Origin of the sequence: Photobacterium alginatilyticum (assembly GCF_009910675.1) — a bacterium.
Lineage (GTDB): Bacteria > Pseudomonadota > Gammaproteobacteria > Enterobacterales > Vibrionaceae > Photobacterium > Photobacterium alginatilyticum.
The window spans coordinates 371,840-397,763 of the sequence record NZ_RSEJ01000001.1 but is presented as its reverse complement, the minus strand read 5'-3'; the positions used below and the strand labels follow the sequence as shown (position 1 = coordinate 397,763).

Here is a 25,924-nt window from a genome sequence, read left to right as displayed (position 1 = left end):
CTTCGAATAATGACAGTATAAAGGCCGCTTTTGCGGCCTTTTTTCATAAACGTAATTATTACTGCTTCACTGCAGGCCTGCGATACCAATGCTCATAATCCCATTTTTGAGTCTTACGATCACGATTGATTATCCCTTTGTTATCCCGCCATACCGTCTCATCGATAAAATCCTTGACCGGATTGTTAGCTTCATCCAACAGTGGCGAACCATCAGCCTGATAGAAGGTGGTTTCCAAGCGAGAATAGTATTTACATGCTGGAACAGTTCTATCTAACGCGAAGTCAACAACTTGTTCTACACCTGCAAAAACAACATGTTGCACCTGCTTAAAGCTGGCTTTTTGTTCTGTCGGGTTTAGCAAACTTGCTTCATGATAATGAACTTCTGGTATGAAATAAGAACCCTCAACTGAGCGCTGCTGACTCAAGGTATTTTTATGACCCCAGGCGATATTATCAATGCCATTTTCGCGACCTTCAAAGCCCGCCATCATTCCATTAGCATGCTCGAAATACCGTTCAATGAACGCATAACCACTTGTGAATGTACCTTTTAGCAAACTTTCAACTAAACCTTCATACCCTTGCCAAGATATCCCTGAATCTACCAACGAGACGAATTCGTACGTTCCATATTGCTCTGTTGTCTCAACCTCTTTACTGTTTGCATCTACTTTGCTGCCAGAGCGGTACATATTGAACAGTAGGCTGTCATTTTTCTTCCGTTCATAATCAGCATCAGGGAGATCTGCTAAGCACTGTGCCATCGTAACAGGCTGATCTTCAGGAACATGGCTAGTTACAGGATCCTGACCATACAACACTCCGTTATGAATCATGCCATTCAGCACTTTTACAGAATCAGTATATCCCCAGCTTGGTTCACTCTCTGGCTCCCCCTCGCTATTAAGATTATATTCAAGGTTATCTTTCTCCTCTCTAACCACTATCCGGTCCTTATCCAGATAACGCTTAGCGCTTTCAACTGAATATTTGCCTGCATCATTCCACTTAAACTCGGAATCATGCTGTACTACACAGGCTTCGCGAAGTCCAAATAAAGTATCAATGATTTCTTTTCCGACATAGACAGAAGAAATTTTCTCATGCCTTATTGCGGCTTCTGGAGAACGATGGTCAATGCGGTCCACCCAACTCGTTGTCTTCTCCTTCAACGTCATGTCATTAGGCGCATTGGTCGCAAGATTAATTCCCCACCAGCGGCGGAATACATCTTCATAGCCAAGATATTGTTGGTTATCAGCATCGACGTAAGATAGTTCAAAGCCGGGATTCCAAACCCCTGCTTGTGCCCCCGGTGTTTGAGTGACAATCTGGGTTACATCAATAGTTCTTTCCGCTAGGTTACCATCTGGCAATCCGACGCGCTGACCGACATAACGCTCTGTTTGTGTTGACTGACTACGCTCTGTCTGGCCGTTGTTCAACTTTGAAATAGTGTATAACAGACTATTTGAGCCATCCGGGCGTGCTGCTGTGCCTTCTGGGTAATCAGGCAGAGTTTCAAGGCAGGCATTGAACGTTTCAGGAATAACAAGTTTGTTCAGCGGCTCATTATCCTGGCTATCTATGTAGCCATCGCCATCATCATCGTCGTCACTGTTATTGCCGATACCATCATTATCAGTATCTGCCGACTCATTTCCATTCAGAGGGAAACGGTCATCGGTATCATCCACCCCGTCGCCGTCATCATCGGTATCTTTATTATTCCCAATGCCATCAGTATCGGTATCTGTGTCTTCAGAAGGGTCTTCCGGGAAGGCATCCTTATTATCTAAAACGCTGTCGTTATCATCGTTCGGATCTTCATTATTACCGATGCCATCTGAATCTGCATCCTTGTGCTCGGAAGGCTCTAACGGGAAGGCATCTTTATCATCATCATGCCCATCACCGTCATCGTCGGTGTCTGCATTGTTGCCTACCTTATCACCATCAGAGTCATACCACTCGGTGTCATCGTCTGGGAAAGCATCTAGTGCATCGATCACACCGTCGCCATCACTGTCCGCCTTTTTCACGACCTTAACACTATCGGCAGCATCCGCATCATAAATAACGATCTCATCGCTACCAGCATCTTTCACGCTGCTGGTAACCGTACCGCTGCGCCCCAATACAATATCCGCCTGTGCTGCCAGTTCATCTAACGTTGTTGGCATTGCCCCGGCAACTACCAGTGAGACAGCCGCCTGTTCAACTTTTGCAGCTTCTACTGATGAGAGTTTCTTAAAGTCAGACAGTACAACTTGGGCATTATCGGCGTTAAGGCCAAGCTCTGCGGCAACCTGTTTACTGGCTTCAGTTATAGAAGCTGCACTGGCAGCGGAGCCTGACTGCCTCAGTTTCATTTCGACCAGGGTTGTCAAAGGAGTGACAACACTTGAATAGGTGGCAGATTGCTTGAAGGTGCGCAATTGTACGTTTTCACCAACGATTAGTGGTGCCGTGAGATAAAACGAGTTGGCAACAGTCTTGCCATTGTCTTGATCAATGGTCTTTCCCGCTGTTGCTTTTGCTACCAATACATATTTGTCTAAGGATTCAGGGTCAATGTCATTAAAGACTACTACACCCTGTTTATTGGTTACCGCCTGCAGTTCATCTCCATCTGGCATGAAATTCTGGTTTTCTTTCTTATCCAACCAAACCGTGGCACCTTCCAGATATCCATCTATAACTGTTACCGACAGCGATTTATTCTCAACTTGTGTCGGCACAGTCGGCGGCTTAGGCGTAATTTTTCCACTTTCACCACTGTCACTGCCACCACATCCAGAGATAATAAATGCAGCCGAAATCGCCAACGCAACCTTACTTATATTCATAACCTAACCTATTGAAACAACAATAATTCAATAGATAATTTTAATGATTGAGCTAAATGATATTACGTACGATAAGAACTTGTTCGGCCCACTCATCAAGAAACGAAACACCACTGTTGAGCATGTGCTAATTTCGACTCAACCACAAAACCGCATCATTCTCTCGGCCATCAAAAAGGCCATATAACATAGCGTTATATGGCCTTTATTTACGTGAGTGGGGTGATTCTAGTGAAGACTTGCTGCTTTCCTCTCTGAGTCTTCCAGGCTATCCTGATTTTTTGCCGCCGCCTGAGGATCAACCTCAACAGTAGCTGACAACATTTCCGTCAGCTTCGCCAGTTGCTTTTCAAGCTCTTCGACTTTTTTCTGCTTCTCGGCAAAAAGGATCTCGAACTCTTCATCTTCAGGTGTTAATGAGTAGTTCGCCGCTTCTACTGCCGTCTCGACCGCAAGCGTTTCATCCTCGCGATACTCAAGCTGCTCTGCAACTGCCGATACCGCAGTATTCATCACTTCCGCCTCAATATCTTCCAACGCTTCAACCATGTAATCGGCTATCACCTCGAAACCAGGCAATGACTGGTTACAAGCCACCAGCGAAAAGTACATGATATCGGCATTACTAAAGAAAGTGATGTTAAGCGTCTGGCCTGGCATCAGAAGCGACACCGGGTACTGCTCCTGTACTTTAGCGCCCATGAAATAGAGCTTTTCTTTCGCCCCGGGAACGTTAGAGATAAGCAAGTTACTCGCTGGTGGGATAAAGTTATTCAGACCAAACTTACCACTAAACAGCGAAACCCCATTGACCAGCAATGAATAGTTTACATAAGCATCCGGCGAGATATTCAAAGCTTCTTTCTTTAGATCTAGCGTCGCGTGCTGGATCGCTTCTAGCCTTTCCAAAGCACTCAGGTGGGGCTTGCCCAGTTCCACATGTCCAACCGACATTTTGTTACCCTTGACTTCAACACCGCCGCTACCTTTACCACGCAGGTTGATCGGCATCATCGCAACCAACGGCTTTCTTAGCGGTATAGCACGGTCAATAAGGTAGCGGTTCAACGCGATATCACTCACGGTAAACAAGATGTCATTCATTGATGCACCGGTGATCCGGCTGATATGCTTTAACTGGCCAATAGAAAAGTTGCCCAGACTAACGGCCCGGCTGCGCTTCGGACTCAGGTTGAACGGTGTCTTGGGTGCGGTAAATGGCACTTTCAAATCACAATCGGCAAGTTTCACCGCTTTTAGCGCCAGCTTGCTACCCAATCGAAACATGGACGGAATCAGGGATATCTGCTTCGATGCAGCCATTGCCGTCTTCATCACCATGTCGGTCAGATGCGTTTCTTCACGACGCTGAGACCGGCTCTTGCGCAAATCACATTGCCAAAACGGTTTATTCTCAAACGAATCCTCAACATCGGCCGAACAACTATCGGTAAAGATACGGCTTGCGCGCACACCATCAGCCATTGAGTGGTGGATCTTCATCACTAGGGCGACACGGTTATTTTCAAGTCCACCGATGACCCACAGTTCCCACATTGGGCGGCTGCGATCCAATACCTGGCTGTGAAGACGACCGACAACCTGCTGGAGCTGATGTTCCGTTCCCGGTGACGGCAGCATGGTGATCCGCAAATGGTCTTCCAAATTGACATTGCGCATGACATCCCAACGAGGTTTACCTGTCAGCGACCAATTTAACTTCCAGTTGAACGGAGGAATCGTCTCTGTCTGCTGCAAAAAGTGACTGTATAAGTCCTGGGCATATGTCGCCGCGTGTTCTTCCGGCGGCTCGAGAATGACCAACCCGGTAACGTGCATTGGTGTCTTTGCCGTTTCAAAGGCAATGAAGCTGAAGTCAAGAAGAGACAAACTTGGCATATGATGTTCCTTATCTAGCTTGCTTGGCGGCCAATCTGCCTCAAACAATAATCGGTGAATCAAAACACTCGCAGGTTGTTGCTATTTAACTTCTTTCGCTAGCTTTTCCACTGCAAGCTGCAGTCGATCAACTTTATCTTCAAAATCAGACAGACGATTGCGATCAAGGCCACAAGTTTTGTTTAAGGCGGTATTAAACTGTGATTCTGAGCGTTTCAAAATAGCAGATTGTGTCACCTTGACACGTTCTAGTGTTTCCGTCTCAACCTCCAGGCCTTTTTCAACCAGATCACTAAAACGCTTGGTGGCCAAATGCTGAGCCATGCCAGCCTGCTCGATACCTTTACTGTATGCACCCAAACCTGCCAATACGACATTTTTCAGCGACTTCTCACCCATATTGGCCACAGATTTAATATTCCCCATCATATTCATCGGATTAATCATAACTCTTTCCCTATTAATATCTCGTTGGGTATTTCAAGCGAATTTATAACCAAACCAAAGCGTAACAATCAGAATTAGATCATTCTTTCTAATCTGAATTATGAACTGATAGCAAGATCACAGATTACTGTAAATCTAAAAAACTTACTCATATACCATTGATTTATAAAAACAAAAACAGTTCACCTCAAAAATTAGAATCCTCCACCAAATTGTGTTTTTTTTAGTCTAAATATGCTCACTGTGACTAAGTTCAATTTATTGAGACAGAACTATCATCAAATTATAAAACTAGAGTGACGACTCTAGTTTTAACACGAAGAATACAATTCGATAATAATAAGAAAATGCCTGTCTCCAATAAGAATATCGAACAAGGAATGCAAAATGTCAGTATTAGAGTTAGTTGATACCCACGTTACACCTCTTGCCACCAATGCCGCCTCACAGGCCAAACCAGCAGCCCCGGAATTCGCTGATGCCGAAAAGCTCGTCGATCACATCATTGAGGTCGTCGGTAAGGAGATTGTCCTTGGTGCTCCGTTGGCAATAGGTAAACCTGTCTCCTTTGTCAATGCGCTTTACCAGCGTGCCAAGGCAGATCCAAGTATTACGCTGCGTATCGAAACCGGGATCACGCTGGAAAAGCCTGTTGGTAAAAGCAAGCTGGAGAAAAACTTTCTGGAACCCTTTGTCGAACGCGAGTTCGCAGATGTCCCAGATATCGACTACATCATGGATTTAAGAAAAGGTGAGGTTCCACCCAACATCACCATCAGTGAATTTTTCTTCAAAGCAGGTAGCTTCCTCAACAGCCCGCAACAGCAAAACTATACCAGTACCAACTATACCCACGCCGTCCGCGATTTGCTGGACAAAGGGGTCAATGTTGTTGGTCAGCTGGTCGCCAAACGTACGATAGACGGCGTTACTACCTATAGCTTGTGCAGTAACTCTGATTTGGCTCTCGACTTTGCGCCGGTTCTCAAAGAAATGCAGGACAGTGGTAAACCTGTTGCGATGATAGCGGAAGTCAATTCCAACATGCCTTTCATGCAAAACCATGCTGAAGTAGCTGATAATGTTTTTGATTTTGTCCTCGACCAGAACCTGAAGCCAGACAACAAGGACTACGCCTTGTTCGCCGCTCCCCATGCTAGTATCTCACCAGAAGACCATATGATTGGCTTCTACGCCAGTACACTGCTTAAAGATGGCGGAACACTGCAGGTTGGGATCGGCTCGCTCAGTAGTGCACTGATTTACAGCACCCTGCTTCGGCACCAGAACAACGCTGTCTACAACCAAATCGTAGACGAGCTGAACATTGCCGAGAAGTTCCCGATCACCCGCAGTGTCGGTGATCGCGGTATTTTCGAAGAGGGCCTCTATGGTTGTAGTGAGCTGATGGTCGATGGTTTTATGAACCTCTACAAAGCAGGGATTCTTAAGCGTGAAGTATTCGAAGATCTCACCGTTCAGACCTTACTAAACAACAAAAAAATCACAACTGACGTTAGCGTCTCGACTCTGCTGACTTTACTTGAGCACGACGCGATTCATCAGCAATTAACAGCCAAAGATGTGAGCTACCTGAAACGCATCGGTGTATTCCGCGAATCCGTCGAGTTCTTCAACGGTCAGCTTCAGGCCCAGCATCAAACCATGCAGGCGAACCTGGGTGATGCCGAAGCGCTGCAGTGGATCACCAAGTTCTGCTTAGGCGACAAACTCAGCGGCGGAGCCGTGATGCACGGTGCATTCTTTATCGGACCGAAAGACTTCTATGAAGCACTCAATAACCTGAGTGATGAAGACCATAAAAAGTTCTGCATGACCAGTGTCAACTATGTCAATGATCTCTATGACCACTTCATTGGCAGCCAGCAACTGAAACAGGCACAACGCAAGCATGCGCGTTTCATTAACTCTGCAATGATGGTCACCCTGAACGGTTCGGCAATCTCCGATGCACTGGAAAACGGCCAGGTTGTCAGTGGTGTCGGTGGTCAGTACAACTTTGTTGCCCAGTCCCACCAGCTACCTGACTCTCGTTCTATAATGAAGCTTCGGAGCTGTAGCGTTCGAAATGGCAAGTTGAAGTCGAATATCATGTTTAACTATGGCCATACCACCATTCCACGTCAGTTGAGGGATATTGTCATCACTGAATATGGTATTGCTGACTTACGCGGTAAGCCTGATCACGTTGTATACACTGAGCTGATCAAAATCGCCGACTCTCGTTTCCAGCAGCAATTGCTAGATCAGGCAAAAGCGGCAGGTAAAGTCGCCAAAGACTATACAATCCCAGTTGAGTTTGGCAACAACACGCCTGAGTCCATTCAAGGCATTTACCAGAAGTATACCCAGCAAAATATATTTGGCCCGTTCCCGTTTGGCTGTAGCTTTACGGCCGAGGAGCTTCAGCTAGGCAAAGCGTTAAAAGCCTTGAAAGCTAAAACGGCGACACCTAAGGGTAAAATCAAGTGCATATTAAACGCGATCACAACACCTAAGCCAGATAAAACCATACAGCCATTGTTAAAACGAATTGGTTTGGAAAACCCAACCAGTATCCAAGATAAGCTGACTCAGCGGTTGCTTATCGCGGAACTCAGAGGCCGGTAAACGGCCCGTCAATGTGAGCAAGCTGATAGAGGTAAACATGGCAAAAAAAAATAAGGAAATAGCACTGTGTCCCTACGCCGCTATTTGGGGTTGCCCCAAATGTCCGGTTAAGAAAGTTTGTCCGGGCAAAACTACCATAGGAGATCAGCCTCTTAAGGTTAAGCGCGACAACATCGAAAGTAAGTAACACTGATGTATGCTCCTTAGTACCAACAAGAAAGAAAGCCCTTGTGCTTTCTTTCTTACTTTTTCCCAAACCACCTCACTGCTCACTATTCTGATAAATGCTTCGCACGTTTGTATAATGGTGGTAATAATTTTCCAATCTCATACTCTATGTAACTAATAATAGAAAACAGCCGCGGCTCAAACAGGTACTCAAAGCCCGAGAAGTACTTGAGCTGGCCATAACAGAGCTGGCCGTAGACCATGCGACCGGCGAACAGATTGCCTCTTTTCGGCAGCTGGTTGAAGAAGAACATCAGGCTTTTGAACAAGGCTATATTGGCCGTGGGAACCGCCTGTCGGGAGAGTTCCACATCCAGCTTGGTGATATGGCCAACAACTCCCCTCTGCTCTCCTTCCAGCGCAGCATTGTCTCTCAGACGTCACTGATTATTTCACTGTATGAAGTTGGTACACGCAGCCAGTACTCGTTTGACGAACACAATAACTTGCTAGATGCAATTGAGGCTGGCGACAAAGCCAAGGCAATAAGCCTGATGAAAACCTACCTTGAGCATATCAAGTCAAAGCTAGCCCTCGACGAAGAAGCCATAACAAAAGATCTGCATGCTGTTTTCTCGGACGTGATCAGGAAATAGTAGGCAAAAAATGAATAGTACGCGGACCGTACTACTCCATAGGGATCGGACACCGTGGATCCGCGGCGTAGGTTGCGTGCCTATCTATGTACTGATCGAGGATGTGGCGACAGCCGATAAAGCTCTGGGAGGGAAATTGTAACCTTATGAATTTATAGAAAATAAGAAAAACACCATACATATAAATCCACCAAACCATGCACAGTTATCGAATAACTAAACATTATTCTCTCTCTGTAACGCCAGTCTTCCCCCGTTTTAATTGATGCCCCACTCGTTGGGTACTGCAAGATTATGCGCTTTAGAAACAGTCGATTAGATGTGGCACACTTTTAGCCACCCTGACTATGCTTAATATAAAACAGTTATTTTTTCTCACCTGAAAGTCTAGTTGTCAAAGGTTGAAAGGAGAGCTTATGGAAGTAATGAAAGCATTCATATTCGGCTTCATCTTATCCCTTTCCATCGGACCCATCGCCATACTGGTGCTCAATAACGGTATCCAGCACGGTTATACGGTTGCAGTAAGAAGCGCTATTGGTGCCGCGCTGGCAGACTACTGTTATGCCCTTATTAGCTTCATCATCGGTACCTGGATCATCACTTCGTTTACCGGTTATCACTACCAGATCATTTTGCTATCTTCCTGGGTACTTATCTTTGTCGGCTTCTACATGATGTTCGGCGCACTGCAAAATACCCGGCTGCTGGCCAATTTCAGCCAACCAACCCGTAAACTTGGCTTCCGCGCAGCTTTCTATCTGACGCTTGCCAACCCGATCGCAGTGATCGCGCTCTCTGCCTTTATCGGCCATGTTACCGATCACATTGATCTGCTATTTTCACTTCAGTTGGCAGGGGCGATTTTTACCGGTAGTTTGGTGATTCAGTGCATACTGGCCATTTCTGGCTCATTCTTTAAGGATCACTTTGACACCCTCACCTTTCCATTTTATCTGCAGCTACTCGGCGGATTGATGATCTGTCTGTTTGGTGTCTATAACTTTGTAGAGCTTGCCAAGTGACTTCGATGCCGCAGTGCAATAGCGAGCATATTTAACAATAAGAAACCAACCGCATAATATTGCATTACATGCGTGTTAATGAATGTAATATAACTACAAATTAAACGATTGCGTAATCGCTTTCGATCCCTTTCCCTTATTTTAGTGGTTCAACAGCCCATTCATGGTTGTTATAATTACAACATAATTTATACAAGACCATTCGGGGCAAGGAATCTCCCCCTTTAAATCAATCTTCGATTGATTACAGACTCATGATGAGGTGATTGGCAAAACTAGAGGGTAACTATTATGGAATTTAACACAGTTGAACTATTGGGCTATGCATCTTCTTTGATGGTAGCAATCTCACTCATGATGAAAGACATTGTATGGCTACGTGTTCTGAACTTCGTTGGCTGTGTACTTTTCACCACTTACGGCTTCATGATTGACGCGATGCCAGTAGTTGTAACGAATGGTTTTATTGCTTGCGTTAATGTTTACTTCCTGGCGAAGATGCAGCAAGAGCGAAGCAAACAAGCCGACCTCGCTTGCGAATCAGCATAGCAATCAACTAAATAACGAATTTAAAAAAAAAGCCAACAGCATGCTGTTGGCTTTTTTGTTATGACTTTTTTAAGTGTTTTTTCTTCACACTTTCGGATATTTCCCGGACGAGCCGTTTTACCCTTTCATTGTTATACATTTGCAGGTCCAATGCAGAGAGTGAATACATAATATGTTCCAATAGTACGAACTTTCTCTGAACACAGGCTGTCTACAAATGATACCGCACAACATCACAGTGTAGCGCAGCAAGACTGTTACTTGGCCCGTTAAATTATCTTCGATAAAAACTGCTGCAATCTCGGATGCTTAGGCGTATCAAAGATATGCTCAGGGGTATCACCGACCAGCAGCTCACCATCTTCCATAAAGAGCACACGGTCAGCCACTTCTCGTGCAAACCCCATTTCATGGGTAACGACGACCATGGTCATCCCTTCGGCGGCCAAGTCTTTCATCACATCCAGTACCTCTCCCACCATTTCCGGATCGAGTGCCGATGTCGGCTCGTCAAAGAGCATCACATCCGGCTTCATTGCCAATGCCCTGGCTATCGCAACCCGCTGTTGCTGTCCTCCTGACAAGTGACTCGGAAACACATCCATTTTTTCAGCAAGACCAACCCGTTTCAGAAGCTGCTCGGCCTCAACTTCAACCTCGGCAGAATCGCGCCCCGATACCTTTATCGGTGCCAGCATCACATTGCCTTTTACTGTCTTATGGGGAAACAGATTAAAAGACTGAAACACCATCCCGACATTTTCACGAAGCGTATTGATATTGGTCGCCTGGGCATACATATCCAGCCCATCAACCCATATGTCTCCAGACGAAGCCACTTCAAGCTGATTCAGCGTACGGAGAAACGTAGACTTTCCGGATCCAGACGGCCCTATTATCACCACCACTTCACCACGTTTAATCGTGGCACTGACATCCTTCAGCGCATGACAGTTGTTCGGATAGATTTTGTTTACATTCGTTGCAACGATCATATCGTCGCCATCATAATTCCTAGTCACTGGTCGCCAACCTCTTCTCTATACGCTGAACACCCCAAGATAAGGTAGTGGTTAACAGCAGGTATAACCCGGCTACAACAAACCATACTTCGAATGTGGCAAAACTACCGCTGATCACTTCTCGACCAGCTTTGGTGAGATCCGTAATGGAAATGACCGAGACTAGCGACGAGTCTTTAATCAGTGTGATCAACTGCCCGGCCATTGGCGGTAGCGTGCGCTTAAACGCCTGAGGCAATATGACATATACCATGGCCTTGGGATAACTCATCCCCAGCGAACGCGCTGCCTCCATTTGTCCCGGAGGAATAGACTGGATACCTGAGCGAATGATTTCGGCGATATAGGCACCGGTGAAGATAGACAGTGCGACAATTCCCGCTGCAAACCGGTCTAAATCAAAAATGGTGCCGAGGAAAAAATAGACGATAAATATCTGTACCAGCAGCGGAGTGCCGCGGATCACTTCAACATACAGATAGGCAAAGTTTTTGGTGACCGGATTGTGAGAAATCCGCATCAACCCGGTAATTAAGCCGAGAATAATGGCAAAAAACAAAGAGATAACCGATATTTCAATGGTCACCCAGAGGCCAATCACCAAAGGCCCCATGGTCCATTGCTCGCTACGCGCGATAAGATCCCCTTCAAAAATCAAGTCGCCGTCTTCTACCAGACGTTCGTCATAAGTGGTGATCAGCTGCGGTTCATCACCATAATCGAAATTAATCGTAATACTGTTATCGGCATTGATAACAGCCGTCCCGCTACCACTCGCACGAATCTCTTGTGGGCTGGTATCAACAAGAAACGGTGTGATCCGCTCCCACTGCCAGTTGTAATTTATTTTTTGCGATGACTGATAAACGGCGAAAACTAAGACAGCCAGAATGACCGCAAATACGCCGTGCCAAAGCCACCGGCTCGAGTTCCTAAACATATACATCTTCCATTAGGAGCATTGAAACGTGTCTGAAAAGCCAAAGACGGTAGCCGGGCAAGCAAACCCGGCTCCGAGAAGAGCATTACTGAACCTGGCTTAGCCACTTATCGTTCTTAAACCATTTGTCATAAATACGATCGTAACTACCGTCGCCTTTGATCTGACGCAGGAAGTTATTCAGGAAGTTCAACATATCCATGTCGCCTTGTGCGATCGCCCATCCCAAAGGTTCAAAGGTAAAAGGCTTTTCAAGGTGGACAACCTTTCCGGCATTTTGCGATGCGTAGATTGCATTGAACGGCATATCATAGATAAATGCATCTGCTTTACCGTTAGCCACTTCCAGCACGGCGTCGGCCTGTGTTTCAAATACATTCAGCTTAGCCTTGCTGATCATACGCTTAATCGCTTGCTCACCCGTCGTGCCCAGCTTGGTTGCAATCGTGTATTTGCTGTCGTTTAAATCTCTATAGCTGGTCACTTTCCCTTCCAGCTCAGGATTTAGCAAAATACTTTGTCCAACGACAATGTACGGGTCTGCAAAATTCACACGCATGTTACGCTTGGCATTAATTGTCATACCGGCGTTAATCAGGTGACACTTACCAGTAAGAAGCGTTGGGATAATACCGTCCCAAGCCGTATTAACGGGAACATATTTCACTCCCATCTGACGTGCCATGATTTTACCGATATCAATATCAAATCCGATATAGGAACCATTTTTACTTTTCATTTCAAACGGCATGTAACCGGCATCAAAACACACTCGAAGCTCGCCAGACTTGGCAATATCATCGAGGATCGGTCCTGCGGAAACCGTTGTTGAAGCTGTCATCAAAGCCATAGCTGCGACAAAACCACTGAATAACTTGCGCATAGACATCCTTGTATCCTTTATTATTGGTAAATTGGCTTGTATCAAGCTGATACAAGCTTGGTTATAACAAATAAAATATCTCGGACTCAAACGTCGACTGGAAAAAAGAAATAAAAACCACAATTACCAGCATAAATATTCAGGCCATAACACCAATACAAAGTAAAACTTCAGACCTATCAACTAACCACATCATCCATCTCTATATTTGATCTCCCAAATCAACCAAAAACCAAAATTTAACAAAAAACTTCATTTTTTTGACATTTGGTTAATTGCACCGCTTTATGAGAGATGGCTTTCAGATAGTCATTACGTACCGATCAGCAATTGAACGAGATACCTGAATCGCAACATATTTCCTTATTACGAGCCTAAGTTAGAAGCACATGTAAACCCTGAATGACTATACTTAAGCGGCCTACTGAAACCTAACCGCGGAAGAATCAGCATGAAAAAGCAACTGAGTGAAAAAATTAACAGCTCCCGCGAAAAAATCCGGGAAATAACCCAAGCAATTGACGAAAAAACTGACGAGCTGTCTGGTGAAACCAAACAGCTATGGAGCCACGCCAAGGAGCGGCTTTCTGAGGTAAACCAAAAACTTGGGGAAGCATCCAATCACCTAGCAGGGAAATCAGATGAAGCCACGCTGCAAGCCCATTTAGCCGCCATGGAAGCCCATGATAAATGGCAGCACATCAGCAGTTCTGTCGATAAGTTGGCACAAAAGACAAGTCGCCAGGCAAAGACTGAACTCGATCATGCTGCACTGCAAAGCCACCTGGCGAAAATGGATGCAGAAGACTTCATGGAATCAACAGGAAATAGCATCGTCCATAATTTCAATACTGCACGGCACAAGATCGAAACGACCACCGAGGCGTCCATTAAAGATATGGAAGCGTACTTTGGCCGGATAGCCAAACAGTTTCGCGATAATGGTTAGCTTCCTTTATTGATTATTGACGAGCAACAATTTGCGAGATGGCACTTTGGGGGTGGGCGACAACACCTTCAAACTGGTGCAAGATCTGCCACGCCCCGAATTCAGTGACTAATTCGTTATCATTGAGCAAGAAATCAGGATTATGGGGGCGCCCATAGGCTCTCTGCGCAATATTGAAGGTTTCGTAAATAAGCAAGCCAGAAGGCACAATGCTTGTCTTTATGGCTGCAAATAATGGTCGGTAGAGGTAGCGAAACACAACAATGGCACCAAATTTCTTTCCAGCAAGCGGCTGGCCAGTCTCGAGATCGACATGCCATGTCGTTGCATCAAGTTGCTCTTTCTGAATGGTCTGCTCGATTAGGCTAAGCTTCTCTTCATCTTGATCTGCAAACACGACTGGAATCCCCTTTCTTGCTAAATACAACCCATTACGACCACTGCCACAAGCTAAGTCCAATACAGCACCGTGCTGGGAAGCCAATTTCAATTCGCGCACAAACTTCTCAACTAATGCTGAATGATCCTGATGTTCATTATCCATTGCCATCAATTTAGCCACTCCCAATATTATTATTCCGTTCCATGATATTCATTTTGTTATCAAGTAGGTAGCCTGCCGGTAGTATTTATACCGTCAGGCATAAAAAAACATCATACCTAAGTATGATGAGCTTCTATGAAACGATTAATACTCATTGAGTTATCAAACTCTTCGAATCCAACTGTGTAAGCTATTAACAAAGGTCTCGCATAATAATTTCATATTCTTCCTTGGCTTCATCGATTAACAGAGTCAGGTCTCTGGCATCACTAGGAGTAAGGTCAATATGCCATAATGTATGTGAAGGCGTACAATGCTCTACACAATCCAGACCCGTTATCTTTCCATGTGTCGAAAAACATAAATCGTCAAACTCAGCTTCTAGCTTTTTATGTTCCTCCTCAATTTCAACTGACAAAATCCCAGTCGGATTAACAGCAAGATGCGCATGATGATGTGTGCTCCCTGCAAGCGTATATGAACGATGTTTAACGTACATTTATCCTATCTCTGATCTCTAATAACAAATACAGTTCAAGTATAGATTGCGAATGTAATATTCGGGGGGCATTTGTTTCGAATACCAACAGTGACTTAGATTCACAAGCAGTTCAGGTGCGGAAAAATGCACCTTTTGAGGCCATAATTATAGTTCATTCGAAGCCGGTTCAAGGCTTCAATTATGTGATTGAAGCCTCGGCTCAATTAGGAGCTTCACTGATGAGGATATTATCGATTATCTCAACCCTAACTTTGGTCACTGTAGCTGCATCGCCGGTATACGCTGCGAGCACCGAGTGGTTTGTTGGTGCAGGTGTCGGTTATCAGGAAGACAGCATCAAAGGCAGATTTGATCAGAATGGCGAAGACGGTACTTACCAGTTACGTGGTGGTGCCATCCTGAACGATCATCACCGCCTAATGGGTACCTATAGTTATATTGACAAGTCGTCACAAGACCTGCTTCTCGCTTCGTACGACTATCTTTACCCAGTATCAAAACGTGTTGACATCTATGCTGGTTTATCAGCGGGTTTTGCCGACAGTAAAATCCAAACCACCAGTTCAACAGATTTTGCCTGGGGCGGCCAGATAGGTGCCATCTATGAAATAAACAATAACTGGTCTACCGATCTTACTTATCGCTATATAGACCAAAACTACGAAGAGAACGACACGTCCATTGATTACTCACAACAAATTATCTTGTCGGTAGATTATAAGTTCTAATCATGCCTCTTATATTAGCTAAGCGCCTGAAAGAGGATGTATATCCTCTTTCATACATGGCGATAATATATTTCTTAACACTGCTTGTTATTAACTCCTGCCCTATCAATTATTACCAAACCTATAACTAAGCAATTAATTCCACAGCATCAAAGACCATAAAAAAGTCAACACATTAAAGACATTGTTTTTCATACACTGTCATCCAGAACAACAGACGAAAATTACTATTTTTCACGACTACGCTCAAATAATTGGTATTCACATCCTCTGTCTCTTGAAGTTTATTTCAATGAGTGGGATTCTGACACTATGGGTTGAGCTAGAAATAGCCTGACATCTAGCTAAAGCAATAGGTGAGTAAACGTTATTCCCACTTTTGACAAACGATTTCTGATAGATTCCCACTATGGCGTGGTGATCCACAGAAACTTCACCCCCTTATATGCCGATGATATTTACGCGCAATTCTTCGGCTACCACACTGGCGAGGAAATGCTTGCACTCGACAGTTTACTGCACCTTATTGCACCTCATCAGCGAACTAACGCTATCCAGACATATAACGCCATCATGTCTGGAGAAGAAAAACCCGGCTTGAAAACTTATCGAAATATCGATAGCGAAGGTAATGAATTTGTTGTATTAACTGTCGATCATATTGTTGACTGGCAAGGTGAGTCAGCAATCCAGACAACAGTTGTTGATCTGAGCAATTATGTCGATACAGTGAAAAAACTACATGCCAGCGAACAACGGTACCGTGAGCTTGTTGATGGTTCGATACAGGGTATTCTTGTTCACCGAAACTTCAAACCGCTGTTTTGCAACCAGGCTTACGCGCAAGCATTGGGCTTTAGCAATGAACAGGCGTTAGTCGCCAGCGATTCAATCCTGCCCTTTTACGACCCCGCATTTCATGAACAGGCTCATCGCAATAACCGAGCCCTGTTATCCGGACGAAAAAGTACGATAAAAACCGAGGCAAAATGCTACCGCCTCGACGGCTCAGCTGTATGGTTGGGGTTGCTATCACGACCCGTTACCTGGAATGGCGAACGCGTTGTTCAGGTCACAACAATGGATATCACCAAACAACACCGGCTCCGTGAACAACTCGAGCACCGAGCCAACTATGACGGTCTTACTGAACTTATCAACCGTCGTGCAATGACCGAGATACTTGACCAGCAGTTTCGTAGCCACCAGGCTCTTTCATTACCGTTATGCTGTGTTCTAATCGACATCGATGACTTCAAATCCATCAACGACCAGCACGGACACCATACTGGGGATGAAGTATTGAAACAGTTCGCCGCTACCTGCCGCAATAACATTCGCCAAAGCGATCACATCGGACGCTGGGGCGGAGAAGAATTTGTATTATTGCTCCCTGACACCAGCATCGAACAAGCAGAGCTTATCGCACAGCGACTGCGCAAAGATGTCGCCAGACAAGCCATCACAACCACAAACTCGCAGCTTGGCTTCACTATCAGCTTGGGTATTGCCGCACTTACACATGACGACCATACCATGACACATTTGCTCTCACGCGCAGATAAAGCCCTGTATGAAGCTAAACGTAATGGTAAGAATCAAGCCGTAATAGATTAGGGTTCGATGATAGACCGATAAAACCGATCCACCACCTTCATAACCATACACGCCCTTTAGCTCACCGCTTCTTCCAACTGATACTTTTCGGCATCTTTACGCAGACGGGTAAACTTGGCCACTAATTCGTGTTTCTCCAGTGTCTCGTCACCAAAAAAGAATGCATCACTCGCCCTCAACTGATCGAAGTGAAGCTCAACGAGCTCTAATACCCAATCAGCTTTTTTAAGCGTATAAACACTGCATGACTTGCCATGAAGATCATCGAGTAGGTCGAGCAAACTCGAACGATAACTTTCAACAAGATAAAGCTCATTAAGGGCCTCGTTATTATCCAGCGCACGCTGCCAGCGCAGGGTCAATCCTTCAAGGTGGTCAATCACAGGCTGATCCGCCTCAAGTGCTAACAGTTGTTTCAACTTGTACTGATAGGCCGTCAGGGCACATTGTTTCTCGACCCGGTATAAATCAAAAAGCGCTTCTGCTGATAAGTTTGAGGGGTTCTTCAAAAAATAATCAAACAAGAAACGAGTTTCGAACCGCTCGATACCATGAAATAACGGTGTTGCTCTACCGTTGCTATTAAAGTGCTGCAGGGGATCAAACTGATACATATAGCCGAAATCAAATAGTTTTATTCTTCCCTTGCTGTCTAGCAAGATATTGCCCGGGCAAAAATCCCATTCAAACAATCCATTCAGCTCGAGGCTAACAATAGCTGAGAATATCTGCTGGAAGATATCACCAGATAAGGTGTGTAACCGCTCGCCCTCAATCCACGGCGAAAGAATAATACCATCTTGATAAGATGCAAATTGAGTATCAACGATGTGCTTAAAGCTATCGGGATCACTTTGCTTTAGCTGTGTAATATCTCGTCTTCGCTGAACCTCATTTAAAAATGAAGTCTGACCATCAATATTTTTGACTAAGCTCTCTTCCCTCTTTTGTTTTAATGTCCACTCTGTGTCGCCAATTCTCAGGTGATATACCACTGCAGTCAGACCCGAACTAAAAGTTTCCACCACATAATCGGACTGAGGTGTCGTCGTTTTGAGCTGCTCCAAAGCCATTGGCAGGCCTTCCAAAGTACCGACAGTAATGTTTTGTCCGCTGCTAACAAAATCGAGCTGTGCTTGTTGTCGTTGTTGTTCCATCATCTTTTTCTCCATAAAAACGGGCTTACAACAAGCGGTGAATATATAAATTGTGATGCCGTACAAACAGTGATGGAAGTAATAGAACGGGAAATTTTCCCGCCACTTGGCAAAACAACCGCCAAATATAATGAAAACTCAGTAAATAACATTAATATAGTTAAGGAAATGATGAGCATACACTTTCATAATCATATGGAGCGTCTTACTAATAAAAGACTAAAAGCAAAGTTAAACAAGCTCAGCTCAAACTAAAATTTTAATTAGATTTCCCCTAAAAGCCAAAGTTCAATAATACATTTAAATACATTGTGCATGCTCCATGACAGGGACTTACATACCGCATATTTAATTTCTCTCTTAATTCGACTTTAATTGCATTCAGATTAACTGGATGTCCAAGCGGCATTTTTCACGTTTTATTCACTATACAGCCTTTAAAGTCACTTCGTAAGTAAGCTTATTTGGTAAAGGCTGCCTAACAATACTGAAGAGATTATGAAACCAGGAGAAAAAGGATTAACCCGTATTATTCATGCAACGGGTTATTCTCTACAGGGTCTGAAATAGGCTTTTCTTACCACGCTTATATTTGCGGTTCTTATCAGGACGGTAATTTGACTATAAATCCAAACCATACGATTTGATAACACCATGAATAAATTTATAAATTTCTTATCTTATAAGAAAATATCCTTTATCAGTTTGCCAGTATTGCTGGCACTCTACTTTTCACTCATCATAAACTTTCCGGTATTATCCGAACTGAACGCGATCTTAAGCAAGTTAGATAGCGTAAAGCTTGGCTTCATCATTTCGATTCCGGTGTTCTTTTTTGCGGCCTTTAACTTTATCTTCAATTTATTTAGTTGGCCTTACTTATCGCGTCCTATCTTTACCCTCTTGCTTATTGTATCCAGTATGGTCAGCTACGCTATGTACAACTACGGCGTGATTTTTGACTACGGCATGATAGAAAACATCTTTGAAACAGATACCAGCGAAGCAACATCATACCTTAGCAATTACTCCGTTTTCTGGACAATGGTAATGGGTGTACTGCCTGCTCTATTTCTATGGAAAGTTAAGATTAAGAATGACAAAGGAGCAGTGCACTTCATCGTGATGAAAATGACTTCAATGGCCGCCTCATTGGTTATCATTGCCATCATCGCCTTTTTCTTTTACAAAGACTATAGTTCAGTCGGCCGAAACAACAGCTACCTGAAGAAAATGATCATCCCGACCCATTATATGTATAGCGCTGCAAAATACATCAACAATACCTATTTTGCGGAACCTGTCGAGTACCAACAAATAGGTCTGGATGCCAGGCAAAGCAATGCGGCTTTGGCAACAGCACAGTCTAAGCCTACACTTTTTGTTTTTGTGCTGGGAGAAACGGCCCGGGCTCAAAACTACGAGCTTAACGGCTATGATCGTCCTACCAACCAATATACCCGTGATCTGGGGCTGTACTCTTTCCAGGACGTAAGCTCATGCGGTACCGCTACTGCTGTTTCTGTCCCGTGCATGTACTCTGCACTGCCTAAGCACAACTACGATAAACAACTCGCCAATAGCCAGGATAACTTTCTGGATATCATGCAACGCGCTGGTATTTCACTTCTATGGAAAGAAAACGATGGTGGTGACAAAGATGTAGCCAAACATATTCCAAAGCAAGAAATAGATCGTAACAAACAGGATCATCTGTGTAATGGAAACACCTGCTACGACATGGCACTACTAGAGAACTTTGATAACGATGTCTCTGCTATGAAAGGGAACCGTATGCTGACCCTGCACCTGATTGGCAGTCACGGACCAACTTATTATCAACGCTACCCTGAGGATAAACGCTTCTTCACGCCAGACTGCCCACGCAGTGATATCGAAAACTGTAGCCAGGAGGAGATTATCAATACTTATGATAATACTATTTTGTATACAGATTTCGTAATAAGCCAAACCATTGCCAAGCTAAAACAGCTAGAAGACAAATATAATACAGCGCTCTTCTATATCTCTGATCATGGCGAGTCCTTAGGTGAAAATGGCTTGTACTTACATGGAACACCGTATAGCCTTGCGCCAGAGCATCAAACTCAGGTGCCGATGATGGTTTGGTTTTCAAATAGCTTTTCGAAGAGTAAAAAGATTAATACAGATTGCCTTAAACATGCTGCCGAAAAGAACAGCTACTCACAAGATAATATCTTTCACTCGATGTTGGGCATTATGGATGTAGAAACGGAAGTGTACAATTCGGGAATGGACATATTTTCCCGGTGCCGTAACTAGCCTTCTCTTCCGTGAAAAGGCGGCTTTGGTAACAGCAAGGTCGTCTTTTAATTAACGCTTCTGAACACCATGGAAAGCAAAGCGGTTAAATTCACTACCATCTTCAGTTACTGCTTTATATTTTACAGATCTAGAACTATTTAAAGAAAGTGGAATAAATACACGGCCACTATCATCAGTCTGATAAGTACCTTTCACCTGAGGTTGATTTTCGACGGATACAACAGCATTTGCAGACGGCTGTCCATTGTCTGTTACTTTCACCCAAGCGCCATTTTGCGTGTCAGAAATACTGATATCAGCAAATGACATTGAAGAAAATGCAATCAATACAGACGATAGCGCAATATTTACCTTTTCATCTTAATTTCCCCATCTTTATATTATAGTAACCACCAATAGTCTCTTTAAGTAAAACAAATTAAGCTTGTAATACTTCAGAAACAATCGGCTTAGACTTAGGTTACTCTCTGAAGCTAAACAGAAGTTGAACGTATAGAATTTTTGAAAAAATTCACATTGTGTATATTTAGTTACCGCAATATGATCATCCATCAATTCGGAGATTAAGTTTAATTACGGTATCTATCAATATCTTAAAGAAGTTCTATTAACTAATTCCTAACTTGCTCAAAAGCTTTTTCCATACTGGAATTTGCTTTTGCGGTGCAACATCTTCCTGTCCGATCTTACGGTCAACCACACTCAGGCTATCGAGCTCAGTTTTTGCTTCTGAAATAGCTTTTTCTGCTATTTCAGGCCCCATGGCCAACGCCTCGCCATACACCACCTCAACATCCGTAATGCCGATAAAGCCTAGTACCGTTTTCAGGTATGGGATCATCACATCTGTCGGGCCATCTTTATGCATTCCGCCCCGAGTAGTAACCAAAATGGCTTTCTTGCCTGTGATTAAACCAACCGGCCCGGTTTCTGTATAACTAAAAGTAACACCTGCGCGCGCAACCAAGTCGATCCAGTTCTTTAGCTGAGTAGGAATATGAAAGTTATACATTGGCGCAGCAATGACGATCGTATCGTGGGCTTTCAGCTCATTAATCAATTGATCAGATTGCGCCAATGTTTCCTTCTGACGCTCTGACAAATCATCCCCTCCACGCAAGCCACCAGCGATTTCACCATCCAGTACAGGCAATGGCTGAGCTGCCAAGTCACGCTCTGTAATATCAGAGACATTGCCTTCAAGAGAGCTAACCAGGTGATCGATTAGACCGTTCGACTGAGAGTAATCACCAAGAATGCTTGATTTAAGAACGAGAACTTTAGACATATTGCTATCCTTACTAGATTCGATGCTTGTTGCTGATGGAGTAACTATAGGGACAGCGTAGTGATCAAGATAGCGTAAATTTTAGCTAGAGTTATTCGAATTTTTCGAACGTTTAAGACCCTTATTTATTACCAATAAAAACAAACATTTAATTTCAATACTGTTCATGAAACCTAACTCATCATCACTTTTCATAGTGAGTGCAACAAAAAAAACGGCTATATACCCAAGCTAGCTCAAGATGCAGGATTCAGAGTGAGACCAGCAGAGCCGAAACCTTTCAACTCTATTTTATTAATACTATCGATAGAACATATGCAAACGCAGTCCTATTCGATTGATATCGTTCACGATAAAAAAATCGCTTGGTTTTATCAATGTTTACAAGAGTATCCCGTTTTTGACATTTTAAACTTGCGCTGTTGTCAGACAGAAAGTACAACGTAAAAAATTTCATTAACAACAACCCTTTACCACTAACTAAGAACCAATAATTAAACTGGTTTTATATTTACTGCCCATTAGCAGTAAATATAAATACGTAACCTAATCAAAGAATATAAAACCAGTGGCTTATAAACCTAATCAAGAGAGTCTGCTTGTCAATGACTACTATAAATGAATCACATCTAGACAATGATCTAAATAACCTCCACAAACACAGTCGTTTTCTTCGAAAAATAGCCTGGTTCGTTGAACTTATTGTTGTGTTCATCGGCCTTTGCATCTCAATATCGCTGATATTGAATGGCGATAACCTAATCGGTACATTTACCCTCTCAGCACCGTTTGTCATGATCTCACTGGTAGAACTTACCAAAATTCCATTTGTTATCGGGCTGTGGCATTCAAGAAAATCGTTTATTATGTATCTGATCATGCTCTGCTTCTTATGCCTAATCACCTTCGAAACCCTTCTAAATGGCTTTGAAAGAGCATTCTCTTCAATTAATAACCAAATCAATTTGAATGAGATTGAGATCAGTAAAATTGAAAACCAAATCAAGAACAACGACGAAAACATCCTAATTGCGTTACAAGACTATGAAGTAAAAACGCAGGAAATCTCTACTGACAAAGAGGCGGTTGATAAGAACTACCGGCAGCAACATGCTAGCTTAGTGGCACAAAATGCGCGACTATCTAAGAATGTTCCGGATCTCAGAAGGTCTTTGAGTACGGCACGCAGTGAGCTCACTAAGCTGAAGTTGGAAAAATCAGAGTTGCTAAGAGAACTCTCTCTTAAGAAAGAAGAAAGATTTAAATCTAGTCTTGAGCGATCACAAGGCTCTGTTGATATGGTACAAAAGGAACGTACCCGCCTACTCGATCAGATAAGCTCACTGACTATCGAGAAACAGCAAGCGCTGGACGACGCGAACTTCTTTACTTCTGATTCTGTCAGGAGAGATTATGATGAAAAGATACGCTATGTCGAAGAGCAGCTAAGCAACATAAACGACAAGACTATCACCGGAAAGCAAAACAAGGCCGACTTTGAGTCTGTCGAGTTCCTCGATGGTTATTACTCTGATTTACTATCGCTCAAAGATGACATCATCAAGCAAAAAGAAGATGAAATAAGCTCTCTTACACGTAGCTATAATCAAGCCGTAAGCGCCAGCAACAAGAACCTTGCTATTAGGGAAGCCCGATTACTAAAAGAGAAGAAGTCCGCACTTCAGAACTTAGACAACAAACTTGATGAAATCGACATTGCCTTTTCCAGCGAAAAACAATACATCAATGAAATCAGGCAAGCCAATAACAAGCTTCGCTACGATATTCGCGTTATCGAAATCGAAACTAACACCCTTGCGCTATCTAATCAGGTGTATCGAATGGCATCGTATATCGATAATGTCAACCATTATAAGGACGTTAAGAAAGAGACACTAACGCTTGTCGGTTTATTCTGGTTTGGCACTCTCGCGCTTATTGGCTCCATCACAGGCATCGCCCTAACACTGTCAGGCTTACATTTGCATAGTCTTGCCACTAAGCGCGATAAAAAACAGTCCGTCGAATTAACGCAAGCTACGGCCTAATACTCTAATCTGTTGTAAACCAAAGCCACAAAGAAGAGCCCTAATCAGGTATTGATTAGGGCTCTTAAATTTGAACTACTCATTGTTACAGCACAAGTTTGGCTTATTACAAATTCACAGCCTGATTTATTACTTCCGTGCTACAACAACAATTCCGGCCACGGCGCTTTGCTTCATACAAAGCATCATCTGCAGCCTCCAGCAATTTTCGAGATGAAAATGCCAGATCAGGAACTACAGTAGAGACGCCGACGCTGATAGTCAGATGCTGGTGTGACAACGAAGAGCTATGCGGAATATTCAGCTCATCGATACTTTCCCTGATCCGCTCTGCCGCCAACATGACGCCTTCACGGTCAGTTTCTGGAAGTATAATGGCAAACTCTTCACCACCGATGCGGGCTATTTTATCCATCTCACGCAATGGAACACTTGCCAGCGTACGAGCGACTTCCCTTAGGCAGTCGTCTCCAGCCTGATGCCCGTAGGTGTCATTATAGGCCTTGAAATGATCAATATCCAAAATGATAAAAGAAAGCGGCTGCTGTGAACGTGTTCCCCGCTTCCACTCCTCATTAAGCACTTCGTCGAAACGCCTACGGTTAAACAATCCCGTCAAACCATCAGTGGTAGAAAGCAACAGAAGCTGCTCGTTTGTTTCTTCAAGTTGCTGCTGAAGCTCTTCAAGCTCAACAAGCTTGCGGTCAAACTCCTGAGTTTTTTCGCGCAACGCTTCTTTCTGTTCATAGAGTTCGATAAAGATACCGACTTTACTCTGAAACATCACAGGAATAAGGGGCTTAAGCAAATAATCAACAGCGCCTGACTCATAACCTCTGAAGATATGCGAAGGGGCCTTTGAGGCTGCGGTAACAAAAATAATCGGGATATGTTTATTTTTTTTATTTCCCCGCATTAATTCGGCAACTTCATAACCATCCATTCCCGGCATCTGTACATCGAGCAAAATCAATGCAAAGTCATGATCCAACGTATGCGCCAAGGCTTCGTCGCCTGAGTTGGCTTTTATCAGCTCAACATTAAAAGGGTCAAGCAAGCCTTCCAGAGCCAGCAGGTTTTCTGGTCTATCATCAACAATCAGTATCTTGGGAATAGCCATAATCAGTCAGTGGTACAAAGTGAATTTAAAAAACAGCCTATCTCGTTCAAGGGAAGGATGTAATCAACGTCTGCGGCCTCAATAGCCGCCCTTGGCATAGCTTCAGCCTCTGCGGTCTCAGGAGACTGAACCACAGCCAACCCTCCAAACTGCTTAATTCGTGCCATTCCGGCAGCACCATCTGAGTTTGCGCCGGTTAATACCACCCCGACTAACTCGTCTAAATAAGCATCCGCTGCTGTTTCAAACAATACATCAATAGAAGGGCGGGAAAAATTCACCCGTTCCTCTGTCGAAAGCGCTATTGCCTGGTTGTATTCAACCAGCAAATGATAATTGGGGGGAGCGAAGTAAATCACCCCTCCCTCTATTTGCTCTTTATCTTCCGCTTCTTTAACTTCCAGCAAACATCGTTGGCTGAAGTGAATGGGTAGATAATTTTCTGATGTCGGGCTGACATGCTGAACAACCAAGACAGGAAGCGAAAATGTGCGGTCAAGAGCAGGCAGTATTTTATCTAGGGCAGCCAAACCTCCGGCTGAAACGCCAATGACGACTGCTCGATAATGCCCGCTCGTGCTCATTTCAAC

22 protein-coding genes and 1 pseudogene are annotated in these 25,924 nt (G+C 43.9%); 10 read left to right on the top strand and 13 right to left on the bottom strand.

Features of this window, described 5'->3' with window-relative positions:
- Positions 1 to 58: 58 nt before the first annotated feature.
- From EIZ48_RS01645 to EIZ48_RS01635, 3 genes are all read right to left on the bottom strand, one after another.
- Entirely contained in the window at positions 59 to 2,854 is a 2,796-nt protein-coding gene (locus tag EIZ48_RS01645; protein ID WP_160648380.1) for a hypothetical protein, read from the bottom strand.
- Between the two features lie 228 nt (positions 2,855 to 3,082).
- Complete coding sequence (locus EIZ48_RS01640; RefSeq protein WP_160648379.1) at positions 3,083 to 4,753, bottom strand: wax ester/triacylglycerol synthase family O-acyltransferase; 1,671 nt, start codon at positions 4,751 to 4,753, stop codon at positions 3,083 to 3,085.
- Positions 4,754 to 4,834: 81 nt separating this feature from the next.
- Entirely contained in the window at positions 4,835 to 5,200 is a 366-nt protein-coding gene (locus EIZ48_RS01635) for a phasin-related domain-containing protein (RefSeq protein ID WP_160648378.1), read from the bottom strand.
- Between the two features lie 387 nt (positions 5,201 to 5,587).
- Between EIZ48_RS01635 and EIZ48_RS01630 the strand changes: the two genes are divergently transcribed.
- From EIZ48_RS01630 to EIZ48_RS01610, 5 genes and pseudogenes are all read left to right on the top strand, one after another.
- On the top strand, positions 5,588 to 7,831 hold the full coding sequence (locus EIZ48_RS01630) for an acetyl-CoA hydrolase/transferase C-terminal domain-containing protein (RefSeq protein WP_160648377.1): 2,244 nt from the start codon (positions 5,588 to 5,590) through the stop codon (positions 7,829 to 7,831).
- A gap of 368 nt (positions 7,832 to 8,199) precedes the next feature.
- A pseudogene (locus EIZ48_RS01625) lies at positions 8,200 to 8,655 on the top strand (GntR family transcriptional regulator); the annotation flags it as partial.
- Positions 8,656 to 8,665: 10 nt separating this feature from the next.
- Positions 8,666 to 8,797 (top strand): hypothetical protein, encoded by a 132-nt coding sequence (locus tag EIZ48_RS30020; protein ID WP_160648376.1) that lies wholly within the window; start codon positions 8,666 to 8,668, stop codon positions 8,795 to 8,797.
- A gap of 274 nt (positions 8,798 to 9,071) precedes the next feature.
- Positions 9,072 to 9,680, top strand: a complete 609-nt coding sequence (locus EIZ48_RS01615) for a LysE family translocator (RefSeq protein ID WP_160648375.1) — start codon at positions 9,072 to 9,074, stop codon at positions 9,678 to 9,680.
- A gap of 291 nt (positions 9,681 to 9,971) precedes the next feature.
- Complete coding sequence (locus tag EIZ48_RS01610) at positions 9,972 to 10,229, top strand: YgjV family protein (protein ID WP_160648374.1); 258 nt, start codon at positions 9,972 to 9,974, stop codon at positions 10,227 to 10,229.
- Between the two features lie 269 nt (positions 10,230 to 10,498).
- Here the strand turns inward: EIZ48_RS01610 and EIZ48_RS01605 are convergent, their stop codons facing one another.
- The 3 genes from EIZ48_RS01605 to EIZ48_RS01595 all read right to left on the bottom strand — a co-directional run bounded on the left by EIZ48_RS01605 (position 10,499) and on the right by EIZ48_RS01595 (position 13,074).
- Entirely contained in the window at positions 10,499 to 11,224 is a 726-nt protein-coding gene (locus EIZ48_RS01605; protein WP_160648373.1) for an amino acid ABC transporter ATP-binding protein, read from the bottom strand.
- Positions 11,225 to 11,243: 19 nt separating this feature from the next.
- A complete protein-coding gene (locus EIZ48_RS01600; RefSeq protein ID WP_160648372.1) occupies positions 11,244 to 12,191 on the bottom strand; it encodes an amino acid ABC transporter permease in 948 nt (315 codons plus the stop codon).
- Between the two features lie 85 nt (positions 12,192 to 12,276).
- Positions 12,277 to 13,074 (bottom strand): transporter substrate-binding domain-containing protein, encoded by a 798-nt coding sequence (locus EIZ48_RS01595; RefSeq protein ID WP_160648371.1) that lies wholly within the window; start codon positions 13,072 to 13,074, stop codon positions 12,277 to 12,279.
- 451 nt (positions 13,075 to 13,525) lie between these two features.
- Here EIZ48_RS01595 and EIZ48_RS01590 point away from each other — a divergent pair, with 451 nt between their 5' ends.
- Entirely contained in the window at positions 13,526 to 14,023 is a 498-nt protein-coding gene (locus tag EIZ48_RS01590; RefSeq protein ID WP_160648370.1) for a hypothetical protein, read from the top strand.
- Positions 14,024 to 14,036: 13 nt separating this feature from the next.
- On the opposite strand, the gene EIZ48_RS01585 is transcribed toward EIZ48_RS01590, so the two are convergent.
- Together EIZ48_RS01585 and EIZ48_RS01580 are read right to left on the bottom strand one after the other, a co-directional pair.
- Positions 14,037 to 14,573: a class I SAM-dependent methyltransferase gene (locus EIZ48_RS01585; RefSeq protein ID WP_160648369.1), complete on the bottom strand. Its 537-nt coding sequence runs from the start codon at positions 14,571 to 14,573 to the stop codon at positions 14,037 to 14,039.
- A 187-nt stretch (positions 14,574 to 14,760) separates the two neighbouring features.
- Positions 14,761 to 15,066: a hypothetical protein gene (locus tag EIZ48_RS01580; RefSeq protein WP_160648368.1), complete on the bottom strand. Its 306-nt coding sequence runs from the start codon at positions 15,064 to 15,066 to the stop codon at positions 14,761 to 14,763.
- 221 nt (positions 15,067 to 15,287) lie between these two features.
- On the opposite strand from EIZ48_RS01580, the gene EIZ48_RS01575 reads away from it, so the two are divergent.
- A complete protein-coding gene (locus EIZ48_RS01575; RefSeq protein WP_160648367.1) occupies positions 15,288 to 15,797 on the top strand; it encodes a porin family protein in 510 nt (169 codons plus the stop codon).
- Between the two features lie 417 nt (positions 15,798 to 16,214).
- Positions 16,215 to 17,414 carry a diguanylate cyclase gene (locus EIZ48_RS01570; protein WP_160648366.1) on the top strand — a complete coding sequence of 400 codons (1,200 nt, stop codon included), beginning with the start codon at positions 16,215 to 16,217 and terminating at the stop codon, positions 17,412 to 17,414.
- A 56-nt stretch (positions 17,415 to 17,470) separates the two neighbouring features.
- Here the strand turns inward: EIZ48_RS01570 and EIZ48_RS01565 are convergent, their stop codons facing one another.
- On the bottom strand, positions 17,471 to 18,574 hold the full coding sequence (locus tag EIZ48_RS01565) for a protein kinase family protein (RefSeq protein WP_240152827.1): 1,104 nt from the start codon (positions 18,572 to 18,574) through the stop codon (positions 17,471 to 17,473).
- 651 nt (positions 18,575 to 19,225) lie between these two features.
- Here EIZ48_RS01565 and EIZ48_RS01560 point away from each other — a divergent pair.
- Positions 19,226 to 20,875, top strand: a complete 1,650-nt coding sequence (locus EIZ48_RS01560; RefSeq protein WP_160648364.1) for a phosphoethanolamine transferase — start codon at positions 19,226 to 19,228, stop codon at positions 20,873 to 20,875.
- 51 nt (positions 20,876 to 20,926) lie between these two features.
- Here the strand turns inward: EIZ48_RS01560 and EIZ48_RS01555 are convergent, their stop codons facing one another.
- Positions 20,927 to 21,187 (bottom strand): hypothetical protein, encoded by a 261-nt coding sequence (locus EIZ48_RS01555; protein ID WP_160648363.1) that lies wholly within the window; start codon positions 21,185 to 21,187, stop codon positions 20,927 to 20,929.
- 298 nt (positions 21,188 to 21,485) lie between these two features.
- Positions 21,486 to 22,166 (bottom strand): FMN-dependent NADH-azoreductase, encoded by a 681-nt coding sequence (locus tag EIZ48_RS01550; protein ID WP_160648362.1) that lies wholly within the window; start codon positions 22,164 to 22,166, stop codon positions 21,486 to 21,488.
- Between the two features lie 605 nt (positions 22,167 to 22,771).
- On the opposite strand from EIZ48_RS01550, the gene EIZ48_RS01545 reads away from it, so the two are divergent.
- Positions 22,772 to 24,214 (top strand): coiled-coil domain-containing protein, encoded by a 1,443-nt coding sequence (locus tag EIZ48_RS01545; RefSeq protein ID WP_160648361.1) that lies wholly within the window; start codon positions 22,772 to 22,774, stop codon positions 24,212 to 24,214.
- Between the two features lie 106 nt (positions 24,215 to 24,320).
- On the opposite strand, the gene EIZ48_RS01540 is transcribed toward EIZ48_RS01545, so the two are convergent.
- On the bottom strand, positions 24,321 to 25,334 hold the full coding sequence (locus tag EIZ48_RS01540) for a GGDEF domain-containing response regulator (protein ID WP_160648360.1): 1,014 nt from the start codon (positions 25,332 to 25,334) through the stop codon (positions 24,321 to 24,323).
- Positions 25,335 to 25,336: 2 nt separating this feature from the next.
- On the bottom strand, positions 25,337 to 25,918 hold the full coding sequence (locus EIZ48_RS01535) for a chemotaxis protein CheB (protein ID WP_160648359.1): 582 nt from the start codon (positions 25,916 to 25,918) through the stop codon (positions 25,337 to 25,339).
- Positions 25,919 to 25,924: the final 6 nt, after the last annotated feature.